This is a genomic window from Variovorax beijingensis, from assembly GCF_003951285.1.
Lineage (GTDB): Bacteria > Pseudomonadota > Gammaproteobacteria > Burkholderiales > Burkholderiaceae_C > Variovorax > Variovorax beijingensis.
Genome location: NZ_RXFQ01000001.1, coordinates 87,467 through 110,075, shown reverse-complemented (window position 1 = coordinate 110,075; position 22,609 = coordinate 87,467). Strand labels below are relative to the sequence as shown.

The 22,609-nt window shown below is 65.8% G+C and carries 20 protein-coding genes and 1 other RNA gene; 4 read left to right on the top strand and 17 right to left on the bottom strand.

Annotation, left to right across the window (positions count from 1 at the left end):
- Positions 1-28 precede the first annotated feature (28 nt).
- The 17 genes from EJO66_RS00565 to gyrA form a co-directional block, all read right to left on the bottom strand.
- Positions 29-382, bottom strand: coding sequence for a Na+/H+ antiporter subunit C (locus EJO66_RS00565; RefSeq protein ID WP_124956882.1), 354 nt, complete (start codon positions 380-382; stop codon positions 29-31).
- A complete protein-coding gene (locus tag EJO66_RS00560) occupies positions 382-3,333 on the bottom strand; it encodes a monovalent cation/H+ antiporter subunit A (protein WP_125964459.1) in 2,952 nt (983 codons plus the stop codon). The genes EJO66_RS00565 and EJO66_RS00560 overlap by 1 nt, the downstream gene beginning before the upstream one ends.
- A 91-nt stretch (positions 3,334-3,424) precedes the next feature.
- Positions 3,425-3,802 carry a fluoride efflux transporter CrcB gene (crcB, locus tag EJO66_RS00555; protein ID WP_124956878.1) on the bottom strand — a complete coding sequence of 126 codons (378 nt, stop codon included), beginning with the start codon at positions 3,800-3,802 and terminating at the stop codon, positions 3,425-3,427.
- A gap of 34 nt (positions 3,803-3,836) precedes the next feature.
- A complete protein-coding gene (locus EJO66_RS00550) occupies positions 3,837-5,138 on the bottom strand; it encodes a TRAP transporter large permease (RefSeq protein WP_125964458.1) in 1,302 nt (433 codons plus the stop codon).
- Positions 5,131-5,637, bottom strand: a complete 507-nt coding sequence (locus tag EJO66_RS00545) for a TRAP transporter small permease (protein WP_125964457.1) — start codon at positions 5,635-5,637, stop codon at positions 5,131-5,133. The genes EJO66_RS00550 and EJO66_RS00545 overlap by 8 nt, the downstream gene beginning before the upstream one ends.
- A gap of 17 nt (positions 5,638-5,654) precedes the next feature.
- A complete protein-coding gene (locus EJO66_RS00540; RefSeq protein WP_125964456.1) occupies positions 5,655-6,623 on the bottom strand; it encodes a TRAP transporter substrate-binding protein in 969 nt (322 codons plus the stop codon).
- Positions 6,624-6,834: 211 nt separating this feature from the next.
- The gene (locus EJO66_RS00535; RefSeq protein ID WP_125964455.1) at positions 6,835-7,176 is read right to left on the bottom strand and encodes a ComEA family DNA-binding protein; all 342 of its coding nucleotides are present in this window, start codon (positions 7,174-7,176) and stop codon (positions 6,835-6,837) included.
- 150 nt (positions 7,177-7,326) lie between these two features.
- Positions 7,327-8,505 (bottom strand): lipopolysaccharide assembly protein LapB, encoded by a 1,179-nt coding sequence (gene lapB / locus EJO66_RS00530; protein WP_124956871.1) that lies wholly within the window; start codon positions 8,503-8,505, stop codon positions 7,327-7,329.
- Positions 8,495-8,833 (bottom strand): LapA family protein, encoded by a 339-nt coding sequence (locus tag EJO66_RS00525; RefSeq protein WP_124956869.1) that lies wholly within the window; start codon positions 8,831-8,833, stop codon positions 8,495-8,497. Before EJO66_RS00525 ends, lapB begins: the two co-directional genes overlap by 11 nt.
- A 45-nt stretch (positions 8,834-8,878) precedes the next feature.
- Entirely contained in the window at positions 8,879-9,193 is a 315-nt protein-coding gene (locus EJO66_RS00520; protein ID WP_012746756.1) for an integration host factor subunit beta, read from the bottom strand.
- Between the two features lie 71 nt (positions 9,194-9,264).
- Positions 9,265-10,953 carry a 30S ribosomal protein S1 gene (rpsA, locus tag EJO66_RS00515; protein WP_012746757.1) on the bottom strand — a complete coding sequence of 563 codons (1,689 nt, stop codon included), beginning with the start codon at positions 10,951-10,953 and terminating at the stop codon, positions 9,265-9,267.
- 229 nt (positions 10,954-11,182) lie between these two features.
- Positions 11,183-13,279: a bifunctional 3-phosphoshikimate 1-carboxyvinyltransferase/cytidylate kinase gene (locus EJO66_RS00510; RefSeq protein WP_125964454.1), complete on the bottom strand. Its 2,097-nt coding sequence runs from the start codon at positions 13,277-13,279 to the stop codon at positions 11,183-11,185.
- A 1-nt stretch (position 13,280) separates the two neighbouring features.
- Positions 13,281-14,162, bottom strand: coding sequence for a prephenate dehydrogenase (locus tag EJO66_RS00505; protein ID WP_125964453.1), 882 nt, complete (start codon positions 14,160-14,162; stop codon positions 13,281-13,283).
- A 14-nt stretch (positions 14,163-14,176) separates the two neighbouring features.
- Positions 14,177-15,298, bottom strand: a complete 1,122-nt coding sequence (gene pheA, locus EJO66_RS00500; protein WP_124956863.1) for a prephenate dehydratase — start codon at positions 15,296-15,298, stop codon at positions 14,177-14,179.
- A 24-nt stretch (positions 15,299-15,322) separates the two neighbouring features.
- The gene (gene serC / locus EJO66_RS00495; protein WP_125964452.1) at positions 15,323-16,456 is read right to left on the bottom strand and encodes a 3-phosphoserine/phosphohydroxythreonine transaminase; all 1,134 of its coding nucleotides are present in this window, start codon (positions 16,454-16,456) and stop codon (positions 15,323-15,325) included.
- A gap of 1 nt (position 16,457) precedes the next feature.
- On the bottom strand, positions 16,458-17,045 hold the full coding sequence (locus EJO66_RS00490) for a DUF2059 domain-containing protein (RefSeq protein ID WP_124956859.1): 588 nt from the start codon (positions 17,043-17,045) through the stop codon (positions 16,458-16,460).
- The gene (gene gyrA / locus EJO66_RS00485; RefSeq protein WP_124956857.1) at positions 17,042-19,687 is read right to left on the bottom strand and encodes a DNA gyrase subunit A; all 2,646 of its coding nucleotides are present in this window, start codon (positions 19,685-19,687) and stop codon (positions 17,042-17,044) included. The genes EJO66_RS00490 and gyrA overlap by 4 nt, the downstream gene beginning before the upstream one ends.
- A 225-nt stretch (positions 19,688-19,912) precedes the next feature.
- Between gyrA and ompA the strand changes: the two genes are divergently transcribed.
- The 4 genes from ompA (at position 19,913) to ssrA (ending at position 22,481) form a co-directional block, all read left to right on the top strand.
- A complete protein-coding gene (gene ompA / locus EJO66_RS00480) occupies positions 19,913-20,566 on the top strand; it encodes an outer membrane protein OmpA (protein ID WP_124956855.1) in 654 nt (217 codons plus the stop codon).
- A gap of 124 nt (positions 20,567-20,690) precedes the next feature.
- Complete coding sequence (ubiG, locus tag EJO66_RS00475) at positions 20,691-21,419, top strand: bifunctional 2-polyprenyl-6-hydroxyphenol methylase/3-demethylubiquinol 3-O-methyltransferase UbiG (RefSeq protein WP_125964451.1); 729 nt, start codon at positions 20,691-20,693, stop codon at positions 21,417-21,419.
- Positions 21,416-22,084: an HAD family hydrolase gene (locus tag EJO66_RS00470; RefSeq protein WP_125964450.1), complete on the top strand. Its 669-nt coding sequence runs from the start codon at positions 21,416-21,418 to the stop codon at positions 22,082-22,084. The genes ubiG and EJO66_RS00470 overlap by 4 nt, the downstream gene beginning before the upstream one ends.
- Positions 22,085-22,096: 12 nt before the next feature.
- Positions 22,097-22,481: a transfer-messenger RNA gene (ssrA, locus tag EJO66_RS00465) on the top strand.
- Positions 22,482-22,609 lie beyond the last annotated feature (128 nt).

Here is a 22,609-nt window from a genome sequence, read left to right as displayed (position 1 = left end):
CGGTCGAGCAGCTGGACCAGTTGCCCCGTCACTCCGCCGCCTCCTGCCGCTCTTCGCCGTCCACGTGGTCGGTGCCGGTGAGGCCGCGCGAGGCCAGCAGCACCACGAGGAACAGCGCCGTCATCGCAAAGCCGATCACGATCGCCGTCAGCACCAGGGCCTGCGGCATCGGGTCGGCGGTGTTGGCCAGCGTGGCGGTGATGCCCTTGACCAGCACCGGTTCGCTGTCGAGCTTGAGCCGCCCCATGCTGAAGATGAACAGGTTGACCGCGTAAGAGATCAGCGTGAGGCCCATGATCACCTGGAAGGTGCGCGGCCGCAGCAACAGGTACACCCCCGAGCCGGCGAGTACGCCGATGGCCAGTGCGAGCACGATCTCCATCAGTGCGCTCCTTCCGGAGTTGCGCTGGCGGCCGCGGCGGCTTCGGCTTCCTTCTCGCGCTGCTCGTCGGCCCAGCGGTGGCTGCGTATCGACTGGTGGGCCAGCGCGGTGAGGATCAGCATGGTGGCGCCCAGCACCAATGCGAACACCCCGATGTCGAAGAACAGGGCGCTCGGCACGTGCAGCTCGCCCAGCACGGGAAGGTGCAGGTGCGCGGTGTGGGTGGTCAGGAACGGATAGCCGAACGCCACCGCGCCGCTGCCCGTGGCCAGCGCGAGCAGCAGGCCGCCGGCAATCCAGCGGCGCGGATAGATGCGCAGGTGCTCTTCCACCCACTCGGTGCCCGAGACGATGAACTGCAGCACCAGTGCCACCGACATCACCAGCCCCGCGACGAAGCCGCCGCCGGGCGCGTTGTGCCCGCGCATGAAGAAATAGACCGACACCAGCACCGCGAGCGGCAGCAGCAATCGCACCAGCACGGCCGGCACCATCAGGTAGCCCACGGCCGTGTCCTTGGCCAGGCGCGGGTTCAGCAGGTCGCTGCTTCCATCGTCGGCCTGTGCGCGCTGCTGCACCGGCAGGGCCATCGATTCGCGGGCAGGCCGGAAGCGGCGCAGCAGTGCATAGACGGTGAGTGCCACCACGCCCAGCACGGTGATCTCGCCGAAGGTGTCGAAGCCGCGGAAGTCCACCAGCATCACGTTGACCACGTTGGTGCCGCCGCCCTCGGTGAGCGCGCGTTCGAGAAAGAAAGGCGAGATGCTTTGCGGAAACGGCCGCGTCATCATCAGCCACGCCAGCGCCGACATCCCGCCGCCGACGCCGGCCGCCACCAGCAGGTCGCGTCCGCGCCGGCCCCACGGGCGCAGCCTGGCACGTGCCGGCTGGACCGCGTCCTTGCTGCGCATCGGCAGCCAGCGCAGGCCCAGCAGGATCAGCACCGTGGTCACGGCCTCCACCACGAGCTGCGTCAGCGCAAGGTCGGGTGCCGAGAACCAGATGTAGGTCACGCAGCACACCAGCCCGGCGCCCGAGGCCAGCATCAGCGCGGCAAGGCGATGGAACTTGGCCTGCCATGCCGCCGCCAGCGCGCAGACGCCGCCGATCAGCCAGGTCATCGCGAACATCGGCGAAAAGGGCAGCAGCTCGCGGGCGCCGCGGGCGACGGGTGCCGTCCAGAGCGAAGCCGCGGCGCCCGCTGCCGCCACCGCGATCAGCAGCAGCAGTTGCGACTGCATGCGCCGCGTGCCCAGCAGGCGGCGGCTGCGCCGGCCGGCCTCGCTGAGCTGCGCGAGAAGATGCTCGAAGATCGCCTGGCCGTCGAAGCGGTGCAAGAGCGGCGTGTGCTCGAGCTTGCCCTCTGCGCGGCGGCGGCGCTGCGACAGGTAGAGCACCATGCCGCCGGCCAGCGCCACGAAGCTCATCGCCAGCGGCAGGTTGAAGCCGTGCCACACGGCCAGGCTGTATTCGGGCAGCACGCCGCCGACCACCGGCGTGGCGGCAGCCGCCAGCAGCGTGCCGATCGACCAGGCCGGCGCCACGCCCACCACCAGGCAGACCAGCACCAGCAGCTCGACCGGCACGCGCATCCAGTGCGGCGGCTCGTGCGGCTGCTTCGGCACGTCGGGGCCGCAGGGCGGACCGAAGAAGACGTCGAACACGAAGCGCGCCGAATAGGCCACGCTGAAGATGCCCGCAATGGTGGCAATGACCGGAAGGCTCAGGCTGATCCATGGCGTCGCCTGGATGAACACCGTCTCGGCGAAGAACATCTCCTTCGAGAGAAAGCCGTTGAGCAGCGGCACGCCGGCCATCGATGCGCTCGCGATGATCGCCAGCGTGCCGGTGATCGGCATCAGCCGCAGCAGGCCGCTGAGCTTGCGGATGTCGCGCGTGCCGCTCTCGTGGTCGATGATGCCGGCCGCCATGAAGAGCGATGCCTTGAAGGTCGCATGGTTCATGACGTGGAACACCGCCGCCACCGCCGCCAGCGGGCTGTTCAGGCCCAGCAGCAGCGTGATGAGCCCGAGGTGCGAGATGGTCGAATAGGCCAGCAATGCCTTCAGGTCGCGCTGGAACATTGCGACAAAGCCGCCGAGCAGCAGCGTGATCGCGCCCGCGCCGCCCACCAGCCAGAACCACTGTTCGGTGCCCGACAGCACCGGCCACAGCCGCGCCATCAGGAACACGCCGAGTTTCACCATGGTGGCCGAATGCAGATAGGCCGAAACCGGCGTGGGCGCCGCCATCGCGCGCGGCAGCCAGAAGTGGAACGGGAACTGCGCGCTCTTGGTGAAGGCGCCCAGCAGTATCAGCACCAGGGCCGCCGGATAGAGCGCATGCGCGCGGATCTCGTTGCCCGAGGCGAGCACCACGTCGAGCTCGTAGCTGCCCGCGATGCGGCCCAGCACCACCACGCCCGCCAGCAGGCAGAGCCCGCCGGCACCGGTGACGGTGAGCGCCATGCGCGCGCCGCGCCGCGCGTCGCGCCGGTGATGCCAGTAGCCGATCAGCAGGAAGGAGAACAGGCTGGTGAGCTCCCAGAACAGCACCAGCTGGATCAGGTTGCCCGAGAGCACCACGCCCGTCATCGCGCCCATGAACGCGAGAAAGAAAGAGAAGAAGCGCGGCACCGGGTCGGAGGCCGACATGTAGTAGCGCGCATAGAGCACCACCAGCGCGCCGATGCCGAGCACCAGCATGCAGAACAGCCACGCGAAGCCGTCCATGCGGAACACGAGGTTCAGCCCGAGCTCGGGCAGCCACGCGATCTCCTGGCGCAGCACGTTGCCGCGCGCGATCTGGGGAAAGAACCAAGCGGTCTGCAGCGCGCAGCCCAGTGCGACCAGGCCCGCCAGCGTCGACTCCCGATTGCGCGCGTTCGACGGCATCAACGCGGCCAGCACGCTGGCAACAAAGGGGAGTGCGACGAGAAAGACCAGGGGCATTGCGGTCGATTCTATCGACCGGCCCCCTCGAAAATTCCTGCGGAAACCCGCGAAGATCGACGGCTTTGCCGCCCGGCGATGGGGCGACCCGTCAGGCGGCCAGGGCCTGCACGCTGCGTATGCCCAGCCAGGTCAGGAACAGCGATCCTCCGAGGTGGGCCGTTGCCGTGAGCAGCGCCACGCCGAGCCGGCCTTCGAGGAGCATGGTCACGACCTCGGCCGAGAAGCTCGAGAAGGTCGTCAGGCCGCCGAGAAAGCCCGTGACCAGCGCGAGCCGCCAGGCCGGATCGAGGTCGGGCAGCAACTGGAACGAGGCAATGGCCACGCCGATGAGGTAGCCCCCGATCAGGTTGGCGGCCAGCGTGCCCCAGGGCATGAGCCCGCCAGCACCAAACCAGAGTGCCAGGCCCCAGCGCGCCAGCGCGCCCACGGAAGCGCCCATGCAGATGGCAATAATCGGAAGCAGCATGGGCCTATTGTCGGGGCACGCCCGGCGGTGCTGGTTATGGCGCCATCTGCCGCGGCAGCCAGGTGACCAGTTGCGGCACGAAGTAGATGATCAGCACGGCCGCCACCATCAGGAAGAACATCGGCAGCGTGACCCGGGCGATGTACAGCAGGTCCCGTCCCGTCATGCTCTGGAGCACGAACAGGTTGAAGCCGACCGGCGGCGTGATCTGTGCCATCTCGACCACCAGCACCACGAAGATGCCGAACCAGAGGGGATCGATGCCGGCGGCGATCACCGTCGGCATCACCACGCCCATGGTGAGCACCACGACCGAAATGCCGTCGAGGAAACAGCCCAGCACGATGAAGAAGGCCGCGAGCATGACCACCAGCTGGAACTGCGAAAGGCCCAGCGAGGCGATCCACTCCGCCAGGTGCCGCGGCAGGCCGATGTAGCCCATCGACAACGTCAGGAAGGCGGCACCGGCGAGGATCAGCGCCATCATGCAATAGAGCCGCGTGGCGCCGAGCAGGGCCTCCCTGAAGTTGGTCCAGCTCAGCGAGCCTTGCGCCGCGGAAATGATCAGCGCGCCGACCACGCCCACCGCGGCGGCTTCGGTGGCCGTGGCGAAACCCGTGTAGATGGAGCCGAGCACGGCGAGGATCAGCAGTGCCACCGGGATCAGCGACAGCGAGGCGCGCAGCTTCGCGCCGAAGGACATCCTGAGGTCGGCCGGCGGCACCTGATCCGGATGCCGCAGCGCCCAGAACATGATGTAGCCCGAGAACAGCAGGCCCAGCAGCAGTCCGGGCACCACGCCCGCGATGAACAGCTTGGAGATCGACACGTCGGCGCTGACGCCGTAGACGATCATGATGATCGAAGGCGGAATCAGCAGGCCCAGCGTGCCGGCGCCGGCCAGTGTGCCGATCACCATGTTGTCCGGGTAGCCGCGTCGCTTGAGTTCGGGCAGGCTCATCTTGCCGATGGTCGCGCAGGTCGCGGCGCTCGAACCCGAGACCGCGGCGAACACCGCGCAGCCGACCACGTTGGTGTGCAGCAGGCGGCCCGGCAGGCTCTGCATCCAGGGAGCGAGGCCCTTGAACATGTCCTGCGAAAGCCGCGTGCGGAACAGGATCTCGCCCATCCACAGGAACAGCGGCAGCGCGGTCAGCGTCCATCCCGAAGCGGAGCCCCAGATGGTGACGGCCATGGCATCGCCGGCGGGGCGCGAGGAGAACAGCTGCATGCCGATCCACGCCACGCCCGAGAGCGTGAGCCCGATCCACACGCCGCTGCCGAGGATCAGGAACAGCGTGGCGATCAGCAGCGCCGCCATTGCCACGTCATTCATGGCGCATCGCCTCCAGGTTCGTGCGCAGCGGGCGCCCCTTCCACTCGATGACGGCTTCGTCGATCGCGGCGATTGCGAAGATCACCGCGCCGATGGCCATGCCGAGCTGCGGAATCCACAGCGGCGTGGCGTCGTTGCCGGTGGAGATGTCGTTGTATTCGATCGACTGCATCACCAGGCGCACGCTGTAGTACGCGAACAGCAGCGCCAGCAGCGCCGCAACGCTCACGGCCCAGCGTTCGAGCCAGCGCCGCGCTGCCGGGCCGAGGCTCTGCATGACCAACGTCACGCGGATGTGTTCGGCGCGCTTGAGCGTGTGGGCCAGCGCGAGGAAGCCGCAGCCAGCCATCAGGTAGCCGGCGTAGGCGTCGATGCCGGGCACGTTGAGGTGAATCTGCCGCCCGACGATGGAGAGCAGCACCATCGCGAGCAGGCCGATCATGAAAAGCGCCGCCAGGGCGGCGGCGCTGTCGTAGAGGAAATCGAGTGTCTTGCGCATCAGTAGGCGGCGCTGCCTCACATCTTCTTGTACGCGTCGACCACGGCCTGCCCTTCGGAGCCGGACTTCTCAAGCCACTCCTTGAGCATGGTGTCGCCCACCTTCTTCATGTCGGCCTTGAGCTGGTCCGAAGGCACGTGGATGGCCATGCCGTTCTTCTTGAGCAGCTCGATGTATTCGAGCGTCTTCTTCTTCGACAGCTCCCAGCCGCGCTTCTCCGCCTCGGCGGCTGCCTTGAGCACCGCATCCTGCGTGGGCTTGTCGAGCGCGTCGAAGGCCTTCTTGTTCATGAGCACCGCGTTCTTGGGCAGCCAGGCCTGGGTGTCGTAGAAGTTCTTGATGTATTCGTAGGTCTTGGTGTCGTAGCCGGTGGAACCCGAGGACATGTAGGACTCGATCACGCCCGTGGCCATGGCCTGTGAGAGTTCGGTCTGCTGCACGGTGACCGGCTGCGCGCCGACGAGCTCGGCGACACGTGCGGTGGCGGGGCTGTAGGCACGCCACTTCACGCCCTTGAGGTCGGCCGCCGAAGAAATCGGCTTCTTCGCGTAGATGCCCTGCGGCGGCCACGGCACGGTGTACAGCAGCGCCAGGCCCTGCTCGGCCAGTTTCTTTTCAAGCGCCGGCTTCTGCGCCTGGTAGAGCTTCCATGCGGCGTCGTAGCTGTCGGCCAGGAACGGGATGCCGTCGGCGCCGAACATCTGCCATTCGTTCTGGTAGTTCACCAGCAGGATCTCGCCCAACTGGGCCTGTCCGCCTTGCACGGCGCGCTTGATCTCGGGTGCCTTGAACAGCGCGGCATTCGCGTGGACGGTGATCTTGAGCTTGCCGGCGGACGCCTTTTCCACGTCGCTCGCGAACTGCGTGATGTTTTCGGTGTGGTAGTTGCTGGCGGGGTAGGCCGTGGGCAGGTCCCACTTGGTTTGCGCGAAGGCCGCGGCGCCGAGGGTGAGGCCAGCGAGGGCAATGCCGAACTTGTGATTCATGAGCGCTCCGGAACGGATGAAAGTGAAAACGAACGCGAGCATACGTGCAAATTCCGGGCCACTTCTGAGGCATTTCCCTGCCACGCGGCGCTGCGCAGTGGCCTGCCTTGCTGCTGCGGCGCACGCAAAAAAGCCGCCCTTGCGGCGGCTTTCACCGGGTTGCGGGCATGCCGCGAGCGCGGCATCGGCCCGCTGGCCCCGAGCGTTTCGATCAGGGCTTGGCCGGCTTGGCAGCGGCTGCCACGGCGGGCTTGTCTGCCTTCGAGGCAACTGCTTCGCCTGCGTGGCCGCCGAAGGCCTTGCCGTTGACCGTGAGCCCTTCGGCCGGCAGCTTCTCGGCCTTCTTTTCCTTCACGCCCTTCACGCGCTGCATGAAGTCGGGCCAGTCCTTGAACTCGCCTTCCTTGCGCGCATCGAGGATGCGCTTGGACATCGCAGGGCCGACGCCCTTGATGCCATCGAGATCGGCCGCCGTGCCCTTATTGACATCGACCGCGGCGAACGAGGCAGCGGCAAGCAGCATGGCCATCACGGCCAGGATTTTCTTCAGCATGATTTTCAAACTCCCTGATTTGTTGAGATCACAGTTCGCCGGCAGAAGACGCCGGCTCGCGTTCAACGATTCAGGGAAAGGCGCGTTGACGGCCCGGCGCGCCGCAGGGGCCGCGTTCAGCATTGTTCCGAAACGTGTTCGGAATGTGGCTCAGAGCTCCTCGACGCGCCGCGGCGGATAGCTGTCCCAGGCCTGGCATCCGGGGCAGTGCCAGAAATGCTGGTGCGCCTCGAAGCCGCAGGCGGCGCAGCGGTAGCGCATCAGCGGCCGCGTGGCCTGGTCGAGCGCGCGCTGCACCTGCGGGTGGAACTGCTCGTGCTCGAAGCGCTCGCCCGCAAGCCAGCGCGAGGCGGCAACCAGCGAAGGCTGCTGGGCGAGGTGCGCGATGTAGCCGTCGCGCGGAGCGAGTGGCTGGCCGTTGGCCGCAGGAATCGCGCTGGTCGGCGAGCCGCCGAGCGCGATCAGCGCTTCGAGCACGTCGATCGAGGGCGACTCGTCATAGTGTCTTTGCAGCAGCGCGAGCGCTTCGCCCTCGCGATGGGCGGCGACCGCGGCCTGCTGCAGCGCAGCGGCATACAGCGGCAAGGCGAGCGGGGCGGTGTCGCTCAGCGCGGCGAGGGTGTCGAAGGCCTTGGCGCCGTCGCCATTGCGCAGTTGCAGCGTGGCGGAGTCGATGGCGGGGCGGGGCGCCTGCGGGGCCAGCGCCACCGCCTCGGAGAGCAGCCGGCCGGCCGCGGCCAGATCGCCGGCCGCCACCTGTTCGGAGGCCTGCTCGCAAAGGTGGTGGGCCCGGCGCGTGCTGTAGCTGGCCTGGTCGGATTCGTCGAGCTTCTGCGCCACGGCGGCGGCCTGGGCCCATTCGCGCGACCGCTCGTAGATGGCAAGGAGCGAAAGCCGCGCCTCGTTCTCGTAGCGCGTGCCCTCGAGTTTTTGCAGCGCGGCTTCGGCGCGATCGAGCAGTCCGGCGCGCAGGAAATCCTGCGCCAGCGCGTGCTGGGCGCGCTCGCGGTCGCTGCGGCTCAGGTCGCCGCGTCCCAGCAGATGCTCGTGCACGCGCACCGCGCGCTGGTACTCGCCGCGCCGACGAAACAGGTTGCCCAGCGCGAAGTGAAGCTCTTGCGTGTCGGGGTCGTTCTGCACGGCCTCGATGAAGGCATCGATGGCCTGGTCCTGCTGTTCGTTGAGAAGAAAGTTGAGGCCGCGGAAATACGCCTTGGGGGCTTGCCGGTTCTCGAGCTTGAGCTGCCGGATGTCGAAGCGTGAGGCGAGCCAGCCCAGGACAAAGGCAACGGGCAGGCTGATCAGCAGCCAGCTGGGATCAAAGTCCATGTTGGCGTACGGTGGGTAGGTCGGTGGCGGAGATGGACGACGGCGCCGCTGCCGGAGCAGGCGTGGATGGCGCGGGCGCCGCGGCTTCGTCGCCGCGCGTGGCCGGCACCTGCGCCGCCGCCGCACGGTGCTTCCACCATCCGGGCAGCATGCCGAGCGCACCCACCACGAGGCCGCCGGCGAAAGCCGCGAGCACGACGAGCACCAGGGGCGCGCGCCAATGCGTGCCGAAGAAGAAATAGACGGTCGCGTCGTGCTGGTTGTTCAGCGCGAAAGCAAAAAGCGTAAAAAAAATGGCTGCCTTGAGCAGCCACAGGAGGTATTTCATAGCCGTTCCCGTTGCCGGGAGCATTCTACGTTTGCATCCATGCGATCAGGCCTTGCGGCCCTTGGCGTCGAGCTCGGCGGTCTTGGCATCGACGGCCTCGCGCAAGGCCTTGCCCGGCTTGAAATGGGGCACCCGCTTTTCGGGGATCTGAACGCTCTCGCCCGAGCGCGGGTTGCGGCCGATGCGCGGCGGACGCCGGGTGACCGAGAAGCTGCCGAAGCCACGGATCTCGATGCGGTGCCCGCGCACCAGCGCATCGCTCATCGCATCGAGGATGGTCTTGACGGCGTATTCGGCATCGCGGTGCGTCAGCTGCGCGAAGCGCGCTGCGAGTTCTTCGACGAGGTCAGAGCGGGTCATAGGCCAAACAAAAACGTGGACGAAAAAAAAGACAGAGCGGCCCCAGGGCCTGCTCTGTCTTCGGAGGCAGCTTACTTGCTGTCGTTGTTGTCGAGCTTGGCGCGCAGCAGGGCGCCCAGGCTCGTCGTGCCCGCGTTTTCGCGTGCCGACTGTTGGCTCAGGTTGGCCATGGCGCCTTGTTCGTCGACCATGTCCTTCTGCTTGATCGACAGCTGGATGTTGCGGGTCTTGCGATCCACGTTCACGACGATGGCGGTGACTTCGTCGCCTTCCTTGAGCACGTTGCGGGCATCTTCGACGCGGTCGCGCGAGATTTCCGAAGCACGCAGGTAGCCGATGATGTCTTCGCCGAGGTCGATTTCAGCGCCGCGGGCGTCCACGGTCTTGACCTTGCCGGTCACGATCTGGCCCTTGTCGTTCACCGTGGTGAAGGTGGTGAACGGGTCGCTGTCGAGCTGCTTGATGCCCAGGCTGATGCGCTCGCGGTCGACGTCGACGGCCAGCACGATCGCTTCGACTTCCTGGCCCTTCTTGTAGTTGCGAACGGCGGTTTCGCCGGCTTCGTTCCACGAGAGGTCCGAGAGGTGCACCAGGCCGTCGATGCCGGCAGCCAGGCCCACGAACACGCCGAAGTCGGTGATCGACTTGATCGGGCCCTTGACGCGGTCGCCGCGCTTGGTGTTCTGCGCGAACTCTTGCCACGGGTTGGCCTTGCACTGCTTCATGCCCAGGCTGATGCGGCGCTTGTCTTCGTCGATTTCCAGGACCATGACTTCGACTTCGTCGCCCAGCGAGACGATCTTGTTCGGAGCGATGTTCTTGTTGGTCCAGTCCATTTCGGAGACGTGCACCAGGCCTTCGATGCCGGGTTCGAGTTCGACGAACGCACCGTAATCGGCAATATTCGTGACCTTGCCGAACAGGCGGGTCGATTGCGGGTAGCGGCGCGAAACGCCCATCCACGGATCGTCGCCCATTTGCTTGAGACCCAGCGAGACACGGTTCTTCTCGGTGTCGAACTTGAGGATCTTGGCGGTGATTTCCTGGCCGGCCTGAACGACTTCGCTCGGGTGGCGGACACGGCGCCATGCCATGTCGGTGATGTGCAGCAGGCCGTCGATGCCGCCGAGGTCCACGAACGCACCGTATTCGGTGATGTTCTTGACGACACCGCGCACGACTGCGCCTTCCTTCAGGGTTTCCATCAGCTTGGCGCGCTCTTCGCCCATGCTGGCTTCGACCACGGCACGGCGCGACAGCACGACGTTGTTGCGCTTGCGGTCGAGCTTGATGACCTTGAATTCGAGGGTCTTGTTCTCGTACGGGGTCAGGTCCTTGATCGGACGCGTGTCGATCAGCGAGCCCGGCAGGAAGGCGCGGATGCCGTTGACAAGCACCGTGAGGCCGCCCTTGACCTTGCCGCTGGTGGTGCCGGTGACGAAGTCGCCAGATTCCAGGGCCTTCTCCAGGGCGAGCCACGAAGCGAGGCGCTTGGCGGTGTCGCGCGAGAGGATGGTGTCGCCGTAGCCGTTTTCAACGCTGCCGATGGCAACGGAAACGAAATCGCCGGCCTGGACTTCGAGTTCGCCCTTGTCGTTCTTGAACTCCTCGATCGGCACATACGCTTCGGACTTGAGGCCGGCGTTGACCACCACGTGGTTGTGTTCGACGCGCACGACTTCGGCCGTGATGACCTCGCCGGTGCGCATTTCGGAACGCTTCAGGGACTCTTCGAATAGGTCGGCAAAAGATTCAGACATTTATGGTTCCTTCCGTCAGGCAGGGTTGGCAGGCGCTCATGCGAAATTGCGTGCGGCTGCTGTGGATCTGTAGACGGCGGTTTTGTGGGCTGGTGCCCGGTTGGTTGAACAACCAGCAGGCCGGTGCGCTGTCGCGCGAGAGGAGCCTGCTGGAGCGGTATGCGCTGCCCCGGAATCCGGTTGGCGCGAGCCTGTCGGGCGAACCTGAAAGGCTGTGGCTTCCAACCGCTCAAGCGGGCTTGAACGGCTGTCTTTCCTGCCACCAGTTCAACACCTGGTCGATCGACTGCTCGATGGACAGCTGGGAGTTGTCGAGGTGGCGGGCATCCTGCGCCGGCTTGAGGGGAGCGACGCTGCGGGACGAATCCCTGGCGTCGCGTGCTTCCAAGTCGGAGCGAAGACTGTCAAGTGTAGTTGAAATACCCTTTGAAATCAACTGCTTATGCCGGCGTTCGGCCCTCTGGGCGGCGCTGGCCGTCAGGAAGACCTTGAGCGCCGCATCGGGGAAGATCACGGTGCCCATGTCGCGGCCGTCGGCCACCAGGCCCGGGAGCTGCCGGAAGCGCTGCTGGAGCGCCAGGAGCGCCTCGCGCACCGCGGGAAGCGTGGAGACGCGGGAGGCATCCATGCCGGCGGCTTCGGTGCGGATTTCGTCGCTCACGTCCTCGCCGGCCAATAGCACCTTGCCCTCGGTGAAATGCAGGGGCAGGGCGGCCGCCAGGGCGGCGATCTGCGCTTCGTGCTGCGGCTCGGCGCTGAGTCCGGCGCGCCGCATGGCCAGGCCGGTCACGCGGTAGAGGGAACCTGAATCGAGGTAGTGGTAGCCCAGCAGGCGCGCTACTTCGGCCGCGAGCGTGCCCTTGCCCGAGGCGGTGGGGCCGTCGATGCAGATCACCGGCACCTCGGGCGCCTCGGCGACCGAGAACAGTGTTTCGAAGTAGTCCGGGAAGGTCTTGGCAACGCAGTGCGGCTCCAGGATGCGCACCGGCAAGCCCGCCGGATTGAACGCCGCGAGCGAGAAGCACATGGCCACGCGATGGTCGTCGTAGGTGCGGATGCTGGCCGCCTGCCAGCGCGAGCGTTCCAGCGGATGAACCCGGATGAAATCGGGGCCGGATTCGACCGTGGCGCCGAGCTTCCTGAGTTCGTTGGCCATGGCATCGATGCGGTCGGTTTCCTTGACCCGCCAGCTGGCGATGTTGCGCAAGGTGCTCGGGCCGTCAGCGTACAGCGCCATCACGGCCAGCGTCATCGCGGCATCGGGGATGTGGTTGGCGTCCAGGTCGATGGCCTTCAGAGGCCAGGCGCCGCGGCGCACGTCGAGCCAGTTGGGCCCGCTGTCGACCTGCGCGCCCATTTGCCGCGCTGCCTCGATGAAGCGGATGTCGCCCTGGATCGAATCGGCGCCCACGCCTTCGATCCGGATGCTGTCCTGGCCGGAGGCGCCCGTGGCAATGGCGCCAAGTGCTATGAAATAGCTGGCAGAGGAAGCATCGGCCTCGACGTGGATGTCGCCCGGCGAACTGTAGCGGCTGCCGGCGGGGATGGTGAAGCGCTCCCAGCCCTCGCGCCGCACGGCAATGCCGAAGCGCGCCAGCAGGTTGAGCGTGATCTCGATGTAGGGCTTGGAGATCAGCTCGCCGACCACTTCGATCACGATGTCGCGTCCCGCCGAAGGGCCGCCCCGAGGCGGGGCAGCCCCCTCGGGGGGCAGCGAGGACGCGTCAGTGCCGAGCGTGGGGGCCGCACTGCCCGCAGCGAGAGGCAGCGCGAGCAGCAGCGCGGTCAGGAACTGGCTCGAGACGTCGCCGCGCACCCGGATCGGTGCGTCCAGCACCAGCGCACCCTGATCGACCGGGCGGATGCGCAGCGGCGGGTAGCCGGGGTTGCCCAGGTAGTCGATGCGGCAGCCGAGCTGGGTCAGCGCGTCGACCAGGTCGCCGATCGGCCGCTCGTGCATGCGCGGCACGCCGCTGAGTTCGAAATCGCCGCCGAGCAGCGACAGCGCGGCGGTCAGCGGACGCATCGCGGTGCCGGCGTTGCCGAGGAAAAGCGGCAGCAGCGGCCCGTTGGACTTCAACTGGCCGCCGATGCCGGTGATGCGCAGCGTGTTGCCCGCCGCATCGATGCCGCAGCCGAGCGCGCGCAGCGCGTCGAGCATCACGCGGGTGTCGTCGGAGTCGAGCAGGTCGTGGACGGTGGTGGTTCCGCTCGCCAGCGCGGCCAGCAGCAGCACGCGGTTCGAAATGCTCTTGGAGCCCGGCAGCCGCACGGTGCCCGAAGCTCCGGCCAGCGCAGGAATATCGAGGAATGCCGTCGAGAACATGTCAGGAATCCTGGGACGCGTCGGTATTGGGTAGCCAGGCGGCGCGGACCTTGCTGGCGGCAGCGATCGAGTGCTCCAGCGCCTGGGCATCGCCAGCCGTGACCAGCGCCTCGAGTTCGAGCAGCGCCTTGCGGAATGCCTGCGATTGCAGCAGCACCTGCTCGCGGTTGGCGAGCAGCACGTCGCGCCACATGACAGGATCGCTGGCTGCAATGCGCGAAAAATCGCGAAACCCGGGGCCGGCGAGGCGCAGGAAATCGTCGCCCTGCGGCTGCGCGATGAGCGCGTTGACATAGGCAAAGGCCAGCAAATGCGGCAAATGGCTCACGGCCGCGAAAGCGCTGTCGTGCTCCTCGTGCGTCATGGTGACGACGTTGGCGCCGATGCCGCTCCAGATCTGCGAGGCGCGCTGCACGTTCGAGCGCAGCGTGGCCTTGACCGGCGTCAGCACGACCTTGCGGCCGGCGTAGAGCGAGGCCTCGGCATGCTCGATGCCCGACACCTCCTTGCCAGCGATCGGATGGGCCGGAACGAAGTGGGCGAACTGGTCCTGCAGGCCGTTGCGTGCGGCTTCGATCACGTCGCCCTTGGTCGAGCCCACGTCCATCACGAGCGTATCGCTCGAAATGCCATGGCGAATGGCCTTGAAGGTGGCTTCCGAGGCCGCCACCGGCACCGCCAGCAGTACGAGGTCGGAGCCCGAGACCGCCAGCAGCGCGGAAGGCGCCGCCACGTCGATCACGCCAAGCTGGCGCGCCCGCTCGGTGGTGGAAGGCGACTTGCTGTAGCCGACCACGCGTTTGACGAGCTTCGCGCGCTTGAGCGCAAGCGCAAAGGAGCCGCCCATGAGGCCGCAGCCGATCAATCCCAATTGCTCGAACATGGTGCTTGTCCGGCTCAGGCTTTGACGGGGTAGGCGCCCAGCACCTTGTAGAACGCGCAGAGCCCGCGCAGCTCGGCCAGCGCCGCAGCCACGTTGGGCTGCGAGGGATGGCCGTCCAGGTCGATGTAGAAGTAGTACTCCCACTGGCCGGTGCGCGCCGGGCGTGACTCGAACCGGGTCATGGACACGTTGTTGACCTTCAGCGGCACCAGCAGGTCGTGCACGGCGCCGGGACGGTTCGGCACGGAGACGATCAGGCTCGTGCAGTCGCGCCCCGAAGCTGGCGGCATGGCCAGCGTCTGCGGCAGGCAGATCACGGAGAAGCGGGTGCGGTTGTAGGAGTCGTCCTGGATCGCATGCGCCACGATGTGCAGGCCAAAGCGCGTGGCGGCGCGTTCGCCGGCCAGTGCGGCCCAAGCCGGGTTGGTGGCCGCGAGACGCGCGCCTTCGGCATTGCTCGAAACGGCACGCCGCTCGGCATGGGGCAGGTGCTTCGACAGCCAGGTCTGGCACTGCGCCAGCGCCTGCGGGTGGGCCAGCACGGCCTCAACGCCGTCCAGCGTATTGCTGCTGCGCAGCAGATGGTGGCGCACCAGCAGGCTGACTTCGCCCACCACATGGGTCGGCGAATGCAGGAACAGGTCGAGCGAACGCGTGACCACGCCTTCGGTCGAGTTTTCGACGCCCACCACGCCGTACTGGGCGCTGCCGGCCGCCGTGGCGTGGAACACCTCGTCGAAGCTGGCGCAATAGATCAGGTCGGCGGCGCCGCCGAAGTATTCGATGGCAGCCTGCTCGCAGAAGGTGCCCTCGGGACCGAGCACGGCGACGCGCTGCGGCGATTCGAGTGCCAGGCAGGCCGACATGATTTCGCGCCAGATGGCGGCCACATGCAGGTCCTTGAGCGGGCCCGCATTGCTCTTTTGCATCTTCTCGATGACCTGGGCCACGCGGTCGGGCCGGAAATACGGCGTGCCTTCGCGCTTCTTGACCTCGCCCACCAGCTCTGCCACGTGGGCCCGCTCATTGAGCAGGCCGAGCAGTTGCTGGTCGAGCGAGTCGATCTGCACGCGCAGATCGGCAAGGCTTTCGGAGTTGTCGGGAGAGGAGGGCGGTGTTGGAGCGGAGGCGGTCATCGGTGCGAGCAGCTGGGCATGCGCCTAGGCATGCGATCGCTCGAATTCTCGCATGTAGCTCACAAGTGCCCGTACGCCTTCCAGCGGCATGGCGTTGTAGATGCTCGCGCGCATGCCGCCGACCGACTTGTGGCCCTTGAGCTGAAGCAGGCCGGCCTCGCGCGCACCGGCCAGGAAGGCGTCGTTGCGGCTCTCGTCCGCCAGGAAGAACGGCACGTTCATGCGCGAACGGCAGCCCGGGTCGATCTTGTTGAGGTAGAACGAAGAGGCGTCGATGAAGTCGTACAGCAGCCTGGCCTTGGCGATGTTGCGCTGCTCCATGGCGGCCACGCCCGTAAGCGCGCCCTCGGTCTGCTGCAGCAGCCACTGGAACGTCAGCCCCGCCATGTAGATGCCCCAGGTCGGCGGGGTGTTGTACATGGACTTGTTGTCGGCCACGATCTTGTAGTTGAACGCGCTCGGGCAGATCTCGAGCGCGTGTCCGAGCAGGTCGTCGCGCACGATCACGAGGGTGAGTCCGGCCGGCCCGAGGTTCTTCTGGGCACCGCCAAAGGCAAGGCCGACGCGGCGCCAGTCGACGCTGCGCGAGGCCACGTGCGACGAAAAGTCGATGACCAGCGGCGCATCGCTGCCAAGGGCTGCGAGGTCGGGCAGCTGCTGGAATTCGATGCCGTTGATGGTCTCGTTGGTGCACAGGTGCACGTACGAGGCATCCTTGCTCAGTTGCCAGGTCGAGGGATCGGGCAGCCGCGTGTGATGGTCGCCGGCGTTGCTCGCGGCGATGTTCGCCGTGCAGTAGCGCTGCGCTTCCTTCTGCGACTTGATGCTCCAGCTGCCGGTGATGACGAAGTCGGCGGCGGTGCCGCGCGACAGGTTCATCGGCACGATGGCATTCTCGCCGAGGCCGCCGCCCTGCATGAAGAGGATGTGGAAGTGCTCGGGCACGGCCAGCAGCGTGCGGATGTCCGCTTCGGCCCCGGTGCAGATCGCACCGAATTCCTTGCCGCGGTGGCTCATCTCCATCACGCTCATCCCGCTGCCCTGCCAGTCGAGCATTTCGGAGGCCGCGCGTTGCAGCACTGATTCCGGCATGGCAGCCGGACCGGCGGAAAAGTTGTACGGGCGCGTGCCGGCCGGGTGGAGCTGCTGCTGGGTCACGTCACTTCTTGGCGGGAGCTTTGGCCGGTGCCTTGGCCGGAGCGGCGCCTTGCGAGCCGCCGGTCGGAGCGCCCAGGGCCTTGGCCACGTTCTCGTCCAGCGCGCGCATCTTCGGTTCGATGGTGGCGCGCGTGTCGCTCACGAGCTTTTCGGTCAGCGCAGTCTGCATCTTCGGATTGAGGTCCTGGTACTTCTTGCTGAGCGGCGAGTTGATCCAGGCCAGCAGCTGCTTGAGCTCGTCTTCGCTGAAGTTCTGCTCGAGCAGCGGGGTCAGGGCGCCGGGTGCCAGCTGCACCGCCTTGTCGCGCACGATCGGATAGGCCTCGTCGAAGTATTTCTTGAGTTCGGCGTCGGCCGCCTTGGCAGCCGATTCGCGCTTGGCTTCGGGCACTTGCGTCTGCAGGTACTGCGAGCCGGCCTGCGCAATCGGAGCGCTCGATTGCTCGACCAGGCCGCGGGCCAGCGATTCGATGCCGGGGCGCTGCACGTCGATGAACTGCTTGATGAGCGCAGCCTTGTCCTGCGCCATGGCGGCCATCGAGCTGCCGGCCAGGGCGACGGTCAGAAGTGCGAGCTTGAATTTTTTCACTGAGGGTTCTCCGTTGAAGATGAGGAAGTATCGTCTGCGCCAGGCTCACTCTCGCCGTTGGCGTCGTTTTCGACGATACGTTGTAGCCCGCTGAGTTTGGCGCCTTCGTCGAGCCCGATCAGCGTAACGCCCTGCGTTGCGCGACCCAGCTCACGAATCTCGGCTACCCGGGTGCGCACGAGCACGCCCTTGTCGGTGATGAGCATGATCTCATCGTCCGCATGCACGAGGGTGGCGGCAACGACCTTGCCGTTGCGCTCACTCTGTTGAATCGCAATCATGCCTTTGGTTCCGCGGCCATGACGCGTGTACTCGGTAATGCTTGTGCGCTTTCCGTAACCATTTTCCGTGGCGGTGAGAACGCTTTGCTGCTCGTCCTCGGCCACCAGCATCGCGATGACGCCTTGCCCCGGATCGAGCGACATGCCGCGCACGCCGCGTGCATTGCGGCCGAGCGGACGCACGTCCTCTTCGTCGAAGCGCACGGCCTTGCCGCCGTCGCTGAACAGCATCACGTCGTGCTTGCCGTCGGTCAGGGCGGCGCCGATGAGGTAGTCGCCCTCGTCGAGGTTCACGGCAATGATGCCGCCCTTGCGCGGGTTGTTGAATTCGTCGAGCGTGGTCTTCTTGACCGTGCCCATGGAGGTGGCCATGAACACGTACTGGTCGGCCGGGAAGTTGCGCTTCTCGCCGGTCAGGGCGAGCGCGACGTTGATTTTTTCGCCTTCCTGCAGCGGGAACATGTTGACGATGGGCCGCCCGCGCGAGCCGCGCGAGCCCGCCGGCACTTCCCACACCTTGAGCCAGTACAGCCGGCCACGGTTGGAGAAGCACAGGATGTAGTCGTGCGTGTTGGCAATGAAGAGCTGGTCGATCCAGTCGTCTTCCTTGGTGACGGTGGCCTGCTTGCCGCGTCCGCCCCGTTTTTGCGCGCGGTACTCGTTCAGCGGCTGGCTCTTGATGTAGCCGCTGTGCGAAAGCGTCACCACCATGTCGGTAGGCGTGATCAGGTCTTCGGTCGAGAGGTCGTAGGCGCTGTGCTCCACCAGGCTGCGGCGCGCGCCGAGCTTGGACTGGCCGAACTCATGCTTGATGGTGCCGAGTTCTTCGCCAATGATGACCGAGACCCGCTCGGGCTTGGCCAGGATGTCGAGCAGGTCATCGATCTCGGCCATGACCTCCTTGTACTCGGCAACGATCTTGTCCTGTTCGAGGCCGGTCAGGCGCTGCAGGCGCATCTGCAGGATTTCCTGGGCCTGCGTCTCCGACAGGCGGTACAGGCCGTCCGAGCCCATGCCGAACTCGCGCTCCAGGCCCTCGGGGCGGTAGTCGTCGGCATTGACCACGCCGCCGTCCGCGCGCGAACGCGTCAGCATCTCGCGCACCAGCTTGCTGTCCCAGCTGCGGGTCATCAGTTCGGCTTTGGCGACCGGCGGAGTGGGCGACTCGCGGATGATGCGGATGAACTCGTCGATGTTGGCCAGCGCCACCGCCAGGCCTTCGAGCACGTGGCCGCGTTCGCGCGCCTTGCGCAGCGTGAAGACGGTGCGGCGCGTGACCACTTCACGGCGGTGCTGCAGGAAGACCTCGATCAGGTCCTTCAGGTTGCACAGCTTGGGCTGGCCGTCGACCAGCGCCACCATGTTGATGCCGAAGGTGTCCTGCAGCTGGGTCTGCTTGTACAGGTTGTTGAGCACCACCTCGGGCACTTCGCCGCGCTTGAGCTCGATGACCAGGCGCATGCCCGACTTGTCGGACTCGTCCTGGATGTGGCTGATGCCTTCGATCTTCTTTTCGTGCACCAGCTCGGCCATGCGCTCCTGCAGCGTCTTCTTGTTGACCTGGTAGGGGAGCTCGTCGACGATGATCGCCTGGCGCTGGCCGCGGTCGATGTCCTCGAAATGGCACTTGGCGCGCATCACGACCTTGCCGCGGCCGGTGCGGTAGCCGTCCCTCACGCCATTGATGCCGTAGATGATGCCGGCCGTCGGGAAGTCGGGTGCCGGCACGATTTCCATCAGCTCGTCGATGGTGGCCTGCGGATTGCGCAGCATGTGCAGGCAGGCGTCCACCACCTCATTGAGATTGTGCGGCGGAATATTGGTGGCCATGCCGACTGCAATACCGCCTGAGCCATTCACCAGCAAATTCGGCAGTTTGCTCGGAAGGACCTTTGGTTCTTTTTCGGAGCCGTCGTAATTGTCCTGGAAATCGACAGTTTCCTTGTCGATATCGGCCAGCATTTCGTGCGCAATTTTGGCCAGCCGGATTTCCGTATACCGCATTGCGGCCGCGTTGTCTCCGTCGACCGACCCGAAGTTGCCCTGGCCGTCGACCAGCATATGGCGCATGGAAAAGTCCTGCGCCAGCCGCACGATGGTGTCATAGACGGATTGATCGCCGTGCGGGTGGTACTTGCCGATCACGTCGCCCACGATGCGGGCGGACTTCTTGTAGGCCCGGTTCCAGTCGTTGTTGAGCTCGTGCATGGCATACAGCACACGCCGGTGCACAGGCTTGAGGCCGTCGCGCGCATCGGGAAGCGCCCGGCCCACGATCACGCTCATGGCGTAATCGAGATAGCTGCTGCGCATTTCCTCTTCGAGACTGATGGGCAGGGTTTCTTTGGCGAAGGAGGTCATTGAGCAAGAGGCTGGCGGCAGGAAGGCGAAATTTTACGCTGTGAGGGGTGTCGCACCGCCGCAACACAAGGCCGCTATTCCGCCTCCGTCCTACGCTTCCGGGGCGTCCGGCGGCCTGTTTGCCAAAGACCCTATGGCACAATCGCCTCAACGTTTTGGGTGGTGGTCACTTAAAGCGTCCTTGATTCGCAGCGCGGCTGCGGCTTTTTCCCCAAGAGGAGAACCATGAAGAAACTGAATAAAGTGGCGATGATGTTTGCAGTCGCTGCGCTCGCCACTGCCGCCGGCGCGCAGACCCGTGTCACCGCTGCGAACGGCGGTCCTACGATCGACAACTGGCAAAACGGCACCGGCGAACTGGTTTGGAAGAACGGCACGAACGAACTGTGCTGGCGTGATGCCAACTGGACGCCGGCTACTGCTGCTGCCGGTTGCGACGGTGCTCTGGTTCCGCCAGCTCCTGCTGCCGCCACGCCCGCTCCCGCGGCTCCGGCGCGTCCTGCTCCGCCGGCCGTGGCTGCCTCGAAGGTCACCTTCGCTGCCGACGCATTCTTCGACTTCGACAAGTCGGTTCTCAAGCCCGAAGGTCGCGCCAAGCTGACCGACCTGGTCTCGAAGATCCGCGACGTCAACCTCGAAGTGATCATCGCTGTGGGCCACACCGACTCGATCGGTTCGGACGCCTACAACCAGCGTCTGTCGGTGCGCCGCGCCGAAGCCGTCAAGGCCTTCCTGGTCTCGAAGGGCATCGAACGCAACCGCGTCTACACCGAAGGCAAGGGCGAGAAGCAGCCTGTTGCGGACAACCGCACCAAGGAAGGCCGCGCCAAGAACCGTCGCGTGGAAATCGAAGTGGTCGGCACCCGCGCCACCCGCTGATTCGATTGAATCGTTAAAAGAAACCCCGCTTCGGCGGGGTTTTTTTATGCCTGCCGAATTCCTTCCGGCAGCATCAAGTGCCGGTCGATGTCCGACGGCGCATTCTCCGTTTCATAATCACGGCATGACAGATCACGTGAATGCCGATCCGGCGGAACTCGCCAAGTTTTCGGAACTGGCCCACCGCTGGTGGGATTTGGACAGCGAATTCCGCCCGCTCCATGAAATCAATCCATTGCGCCTGGAATGGATTGACGGTATTGCGCCGATTTCGCAGCGCCGGGTGCTCGATATCGGTTGCGGCGGCGGCATTCTGGCTGATTCGATGGCCCGAAAGGGCGCAGACGTGCTCGGTATCGATCTGGCGAGCAAGGCGCTCAAGGTGGCGCGCCTGCATGCGCTTGAAGCCGGAACCCAGGGCGTCAAGTACCGGGAGGTCAGCGCGGAGGCGCTGGCCGCGGAGCAGCCCGGCAGTTTCGACGTCGTCACCTGCATGGAAATGCTCGAGCATGTGCCCGAGCCCGCTTCGATCGTCCAGGCCTGTGCCACGCTCGTCAAACCGGGTGGCTGGGTGTTCTTTTCCACCATCAACCGCAACCTGAAGTCGTTCATGCTTGCGATCGTCGGCGCCGAATACGTTCTGGGTATGCTGCCCCGGGGCACGCACGAGTACGCGAAGCTGCTGCGCCCCAGCGAACTGGCGGCCCACTGCCGCGCGGCCGGCCTCGACCTGCGGCACACGCGCGGCATGGAGCACAACCCGCTGACGCGGCGTTACTGGCTCAGCGCCGACACCAGCGTCAACTACATGTTCGCCACGCAGAAGCCGGCCTTGACGGGTTCACAAGCGTGACGGGCGCAGCAATTCAGGCCGTGCTGTTCGATCTGGACGGCACGCTGATCGACAGCGCGCCCGATCTTGGCGCCGCGGCCGACAAGATGCGCACGGATCGCGGCCTTGAGTCGTACCCCCTGGAGCGCTATCGGTTCATGGCGGGAGCCGGTGCCCGGGGCATGCTCGGCGTGGCTTTCGGCATCACGCCCGAGGCACCGGAATTTCCTGCGTTGAGGGAAGAGTTTTTCGTTGCCTACGAAAACCGCATGCTGCTCAACACGCAGGTGTTCGACGGGGTGCAGCCGCTCATCGACGCCATCCGGGCGCGCGGGCTGGCTTGGGGCGTGGTCACCAACAAGTCGGCACGCTTCACCGATCCGCTGACGCGCGCCATTCCGCTTTTCGGCAGCGCCGGCGCCATCGTGAGCGGCGACACCACGCCGTACGCCAAGCCGCACCCCGAACCCCTGCATGAAGCGGCACGCCGGCTTGGAATCCCATCCAGTGCCTGCATCTACGTGGGAGACGACGAACGCGACATCATCGCGGGCCGGGCCGCTGGCATGCGGACCATTGCGGCTACCTATGGTTACATGGGCCCCCAGGCGGACGCCACGCTCTGGGAGGCCGATGCCGCAATTACTTCACCCCTGGAGCTCTTGCAATTCCTCAACCCGGCCTAAAATGGTGTGCTTGGGGCTGCACTGGTTTCGACGTGGGTTCGGAGTCGCAGCGGGGCATGTCGAGCTGAATGCGCTCGTAAAACAGATTCAAACAAACTAACTGCAAACGACGAACGTTTCGCACTCGCTGCTTAATTGCCAGTGAGCCTTGCAACAGTTGGCCGATGGGCTGGGCAAGGGGGTCTGGAGCAATCCTGACCTCCCGGCTGCAAGGATAATTACATGGGCTGGCTCCGATCCGGGTACCTTGGGTCGGGGCGAGAAAATAGGGTGCTGGCGTCCGGTTTAGCGTGTGACTGCGCGACTCCGGAAGCGAGACTCAAATCAGATCACTAAACATGTAGAACTGCGCGATGAAGGCTTGCGGACGGGGGTTCAAATCCCCCCAGCTCCACCATCCACCGCAAAAAAGCCAACCTTCGACGGGTTGGCTTTTTTTTGCCCGGCGCGAGGCTATAGTCGGCGGGAACCGACACACCATGGCCGCGGCTTCCCCTTGGCAAAGGGGCTGCTGCCGGCCTCGAT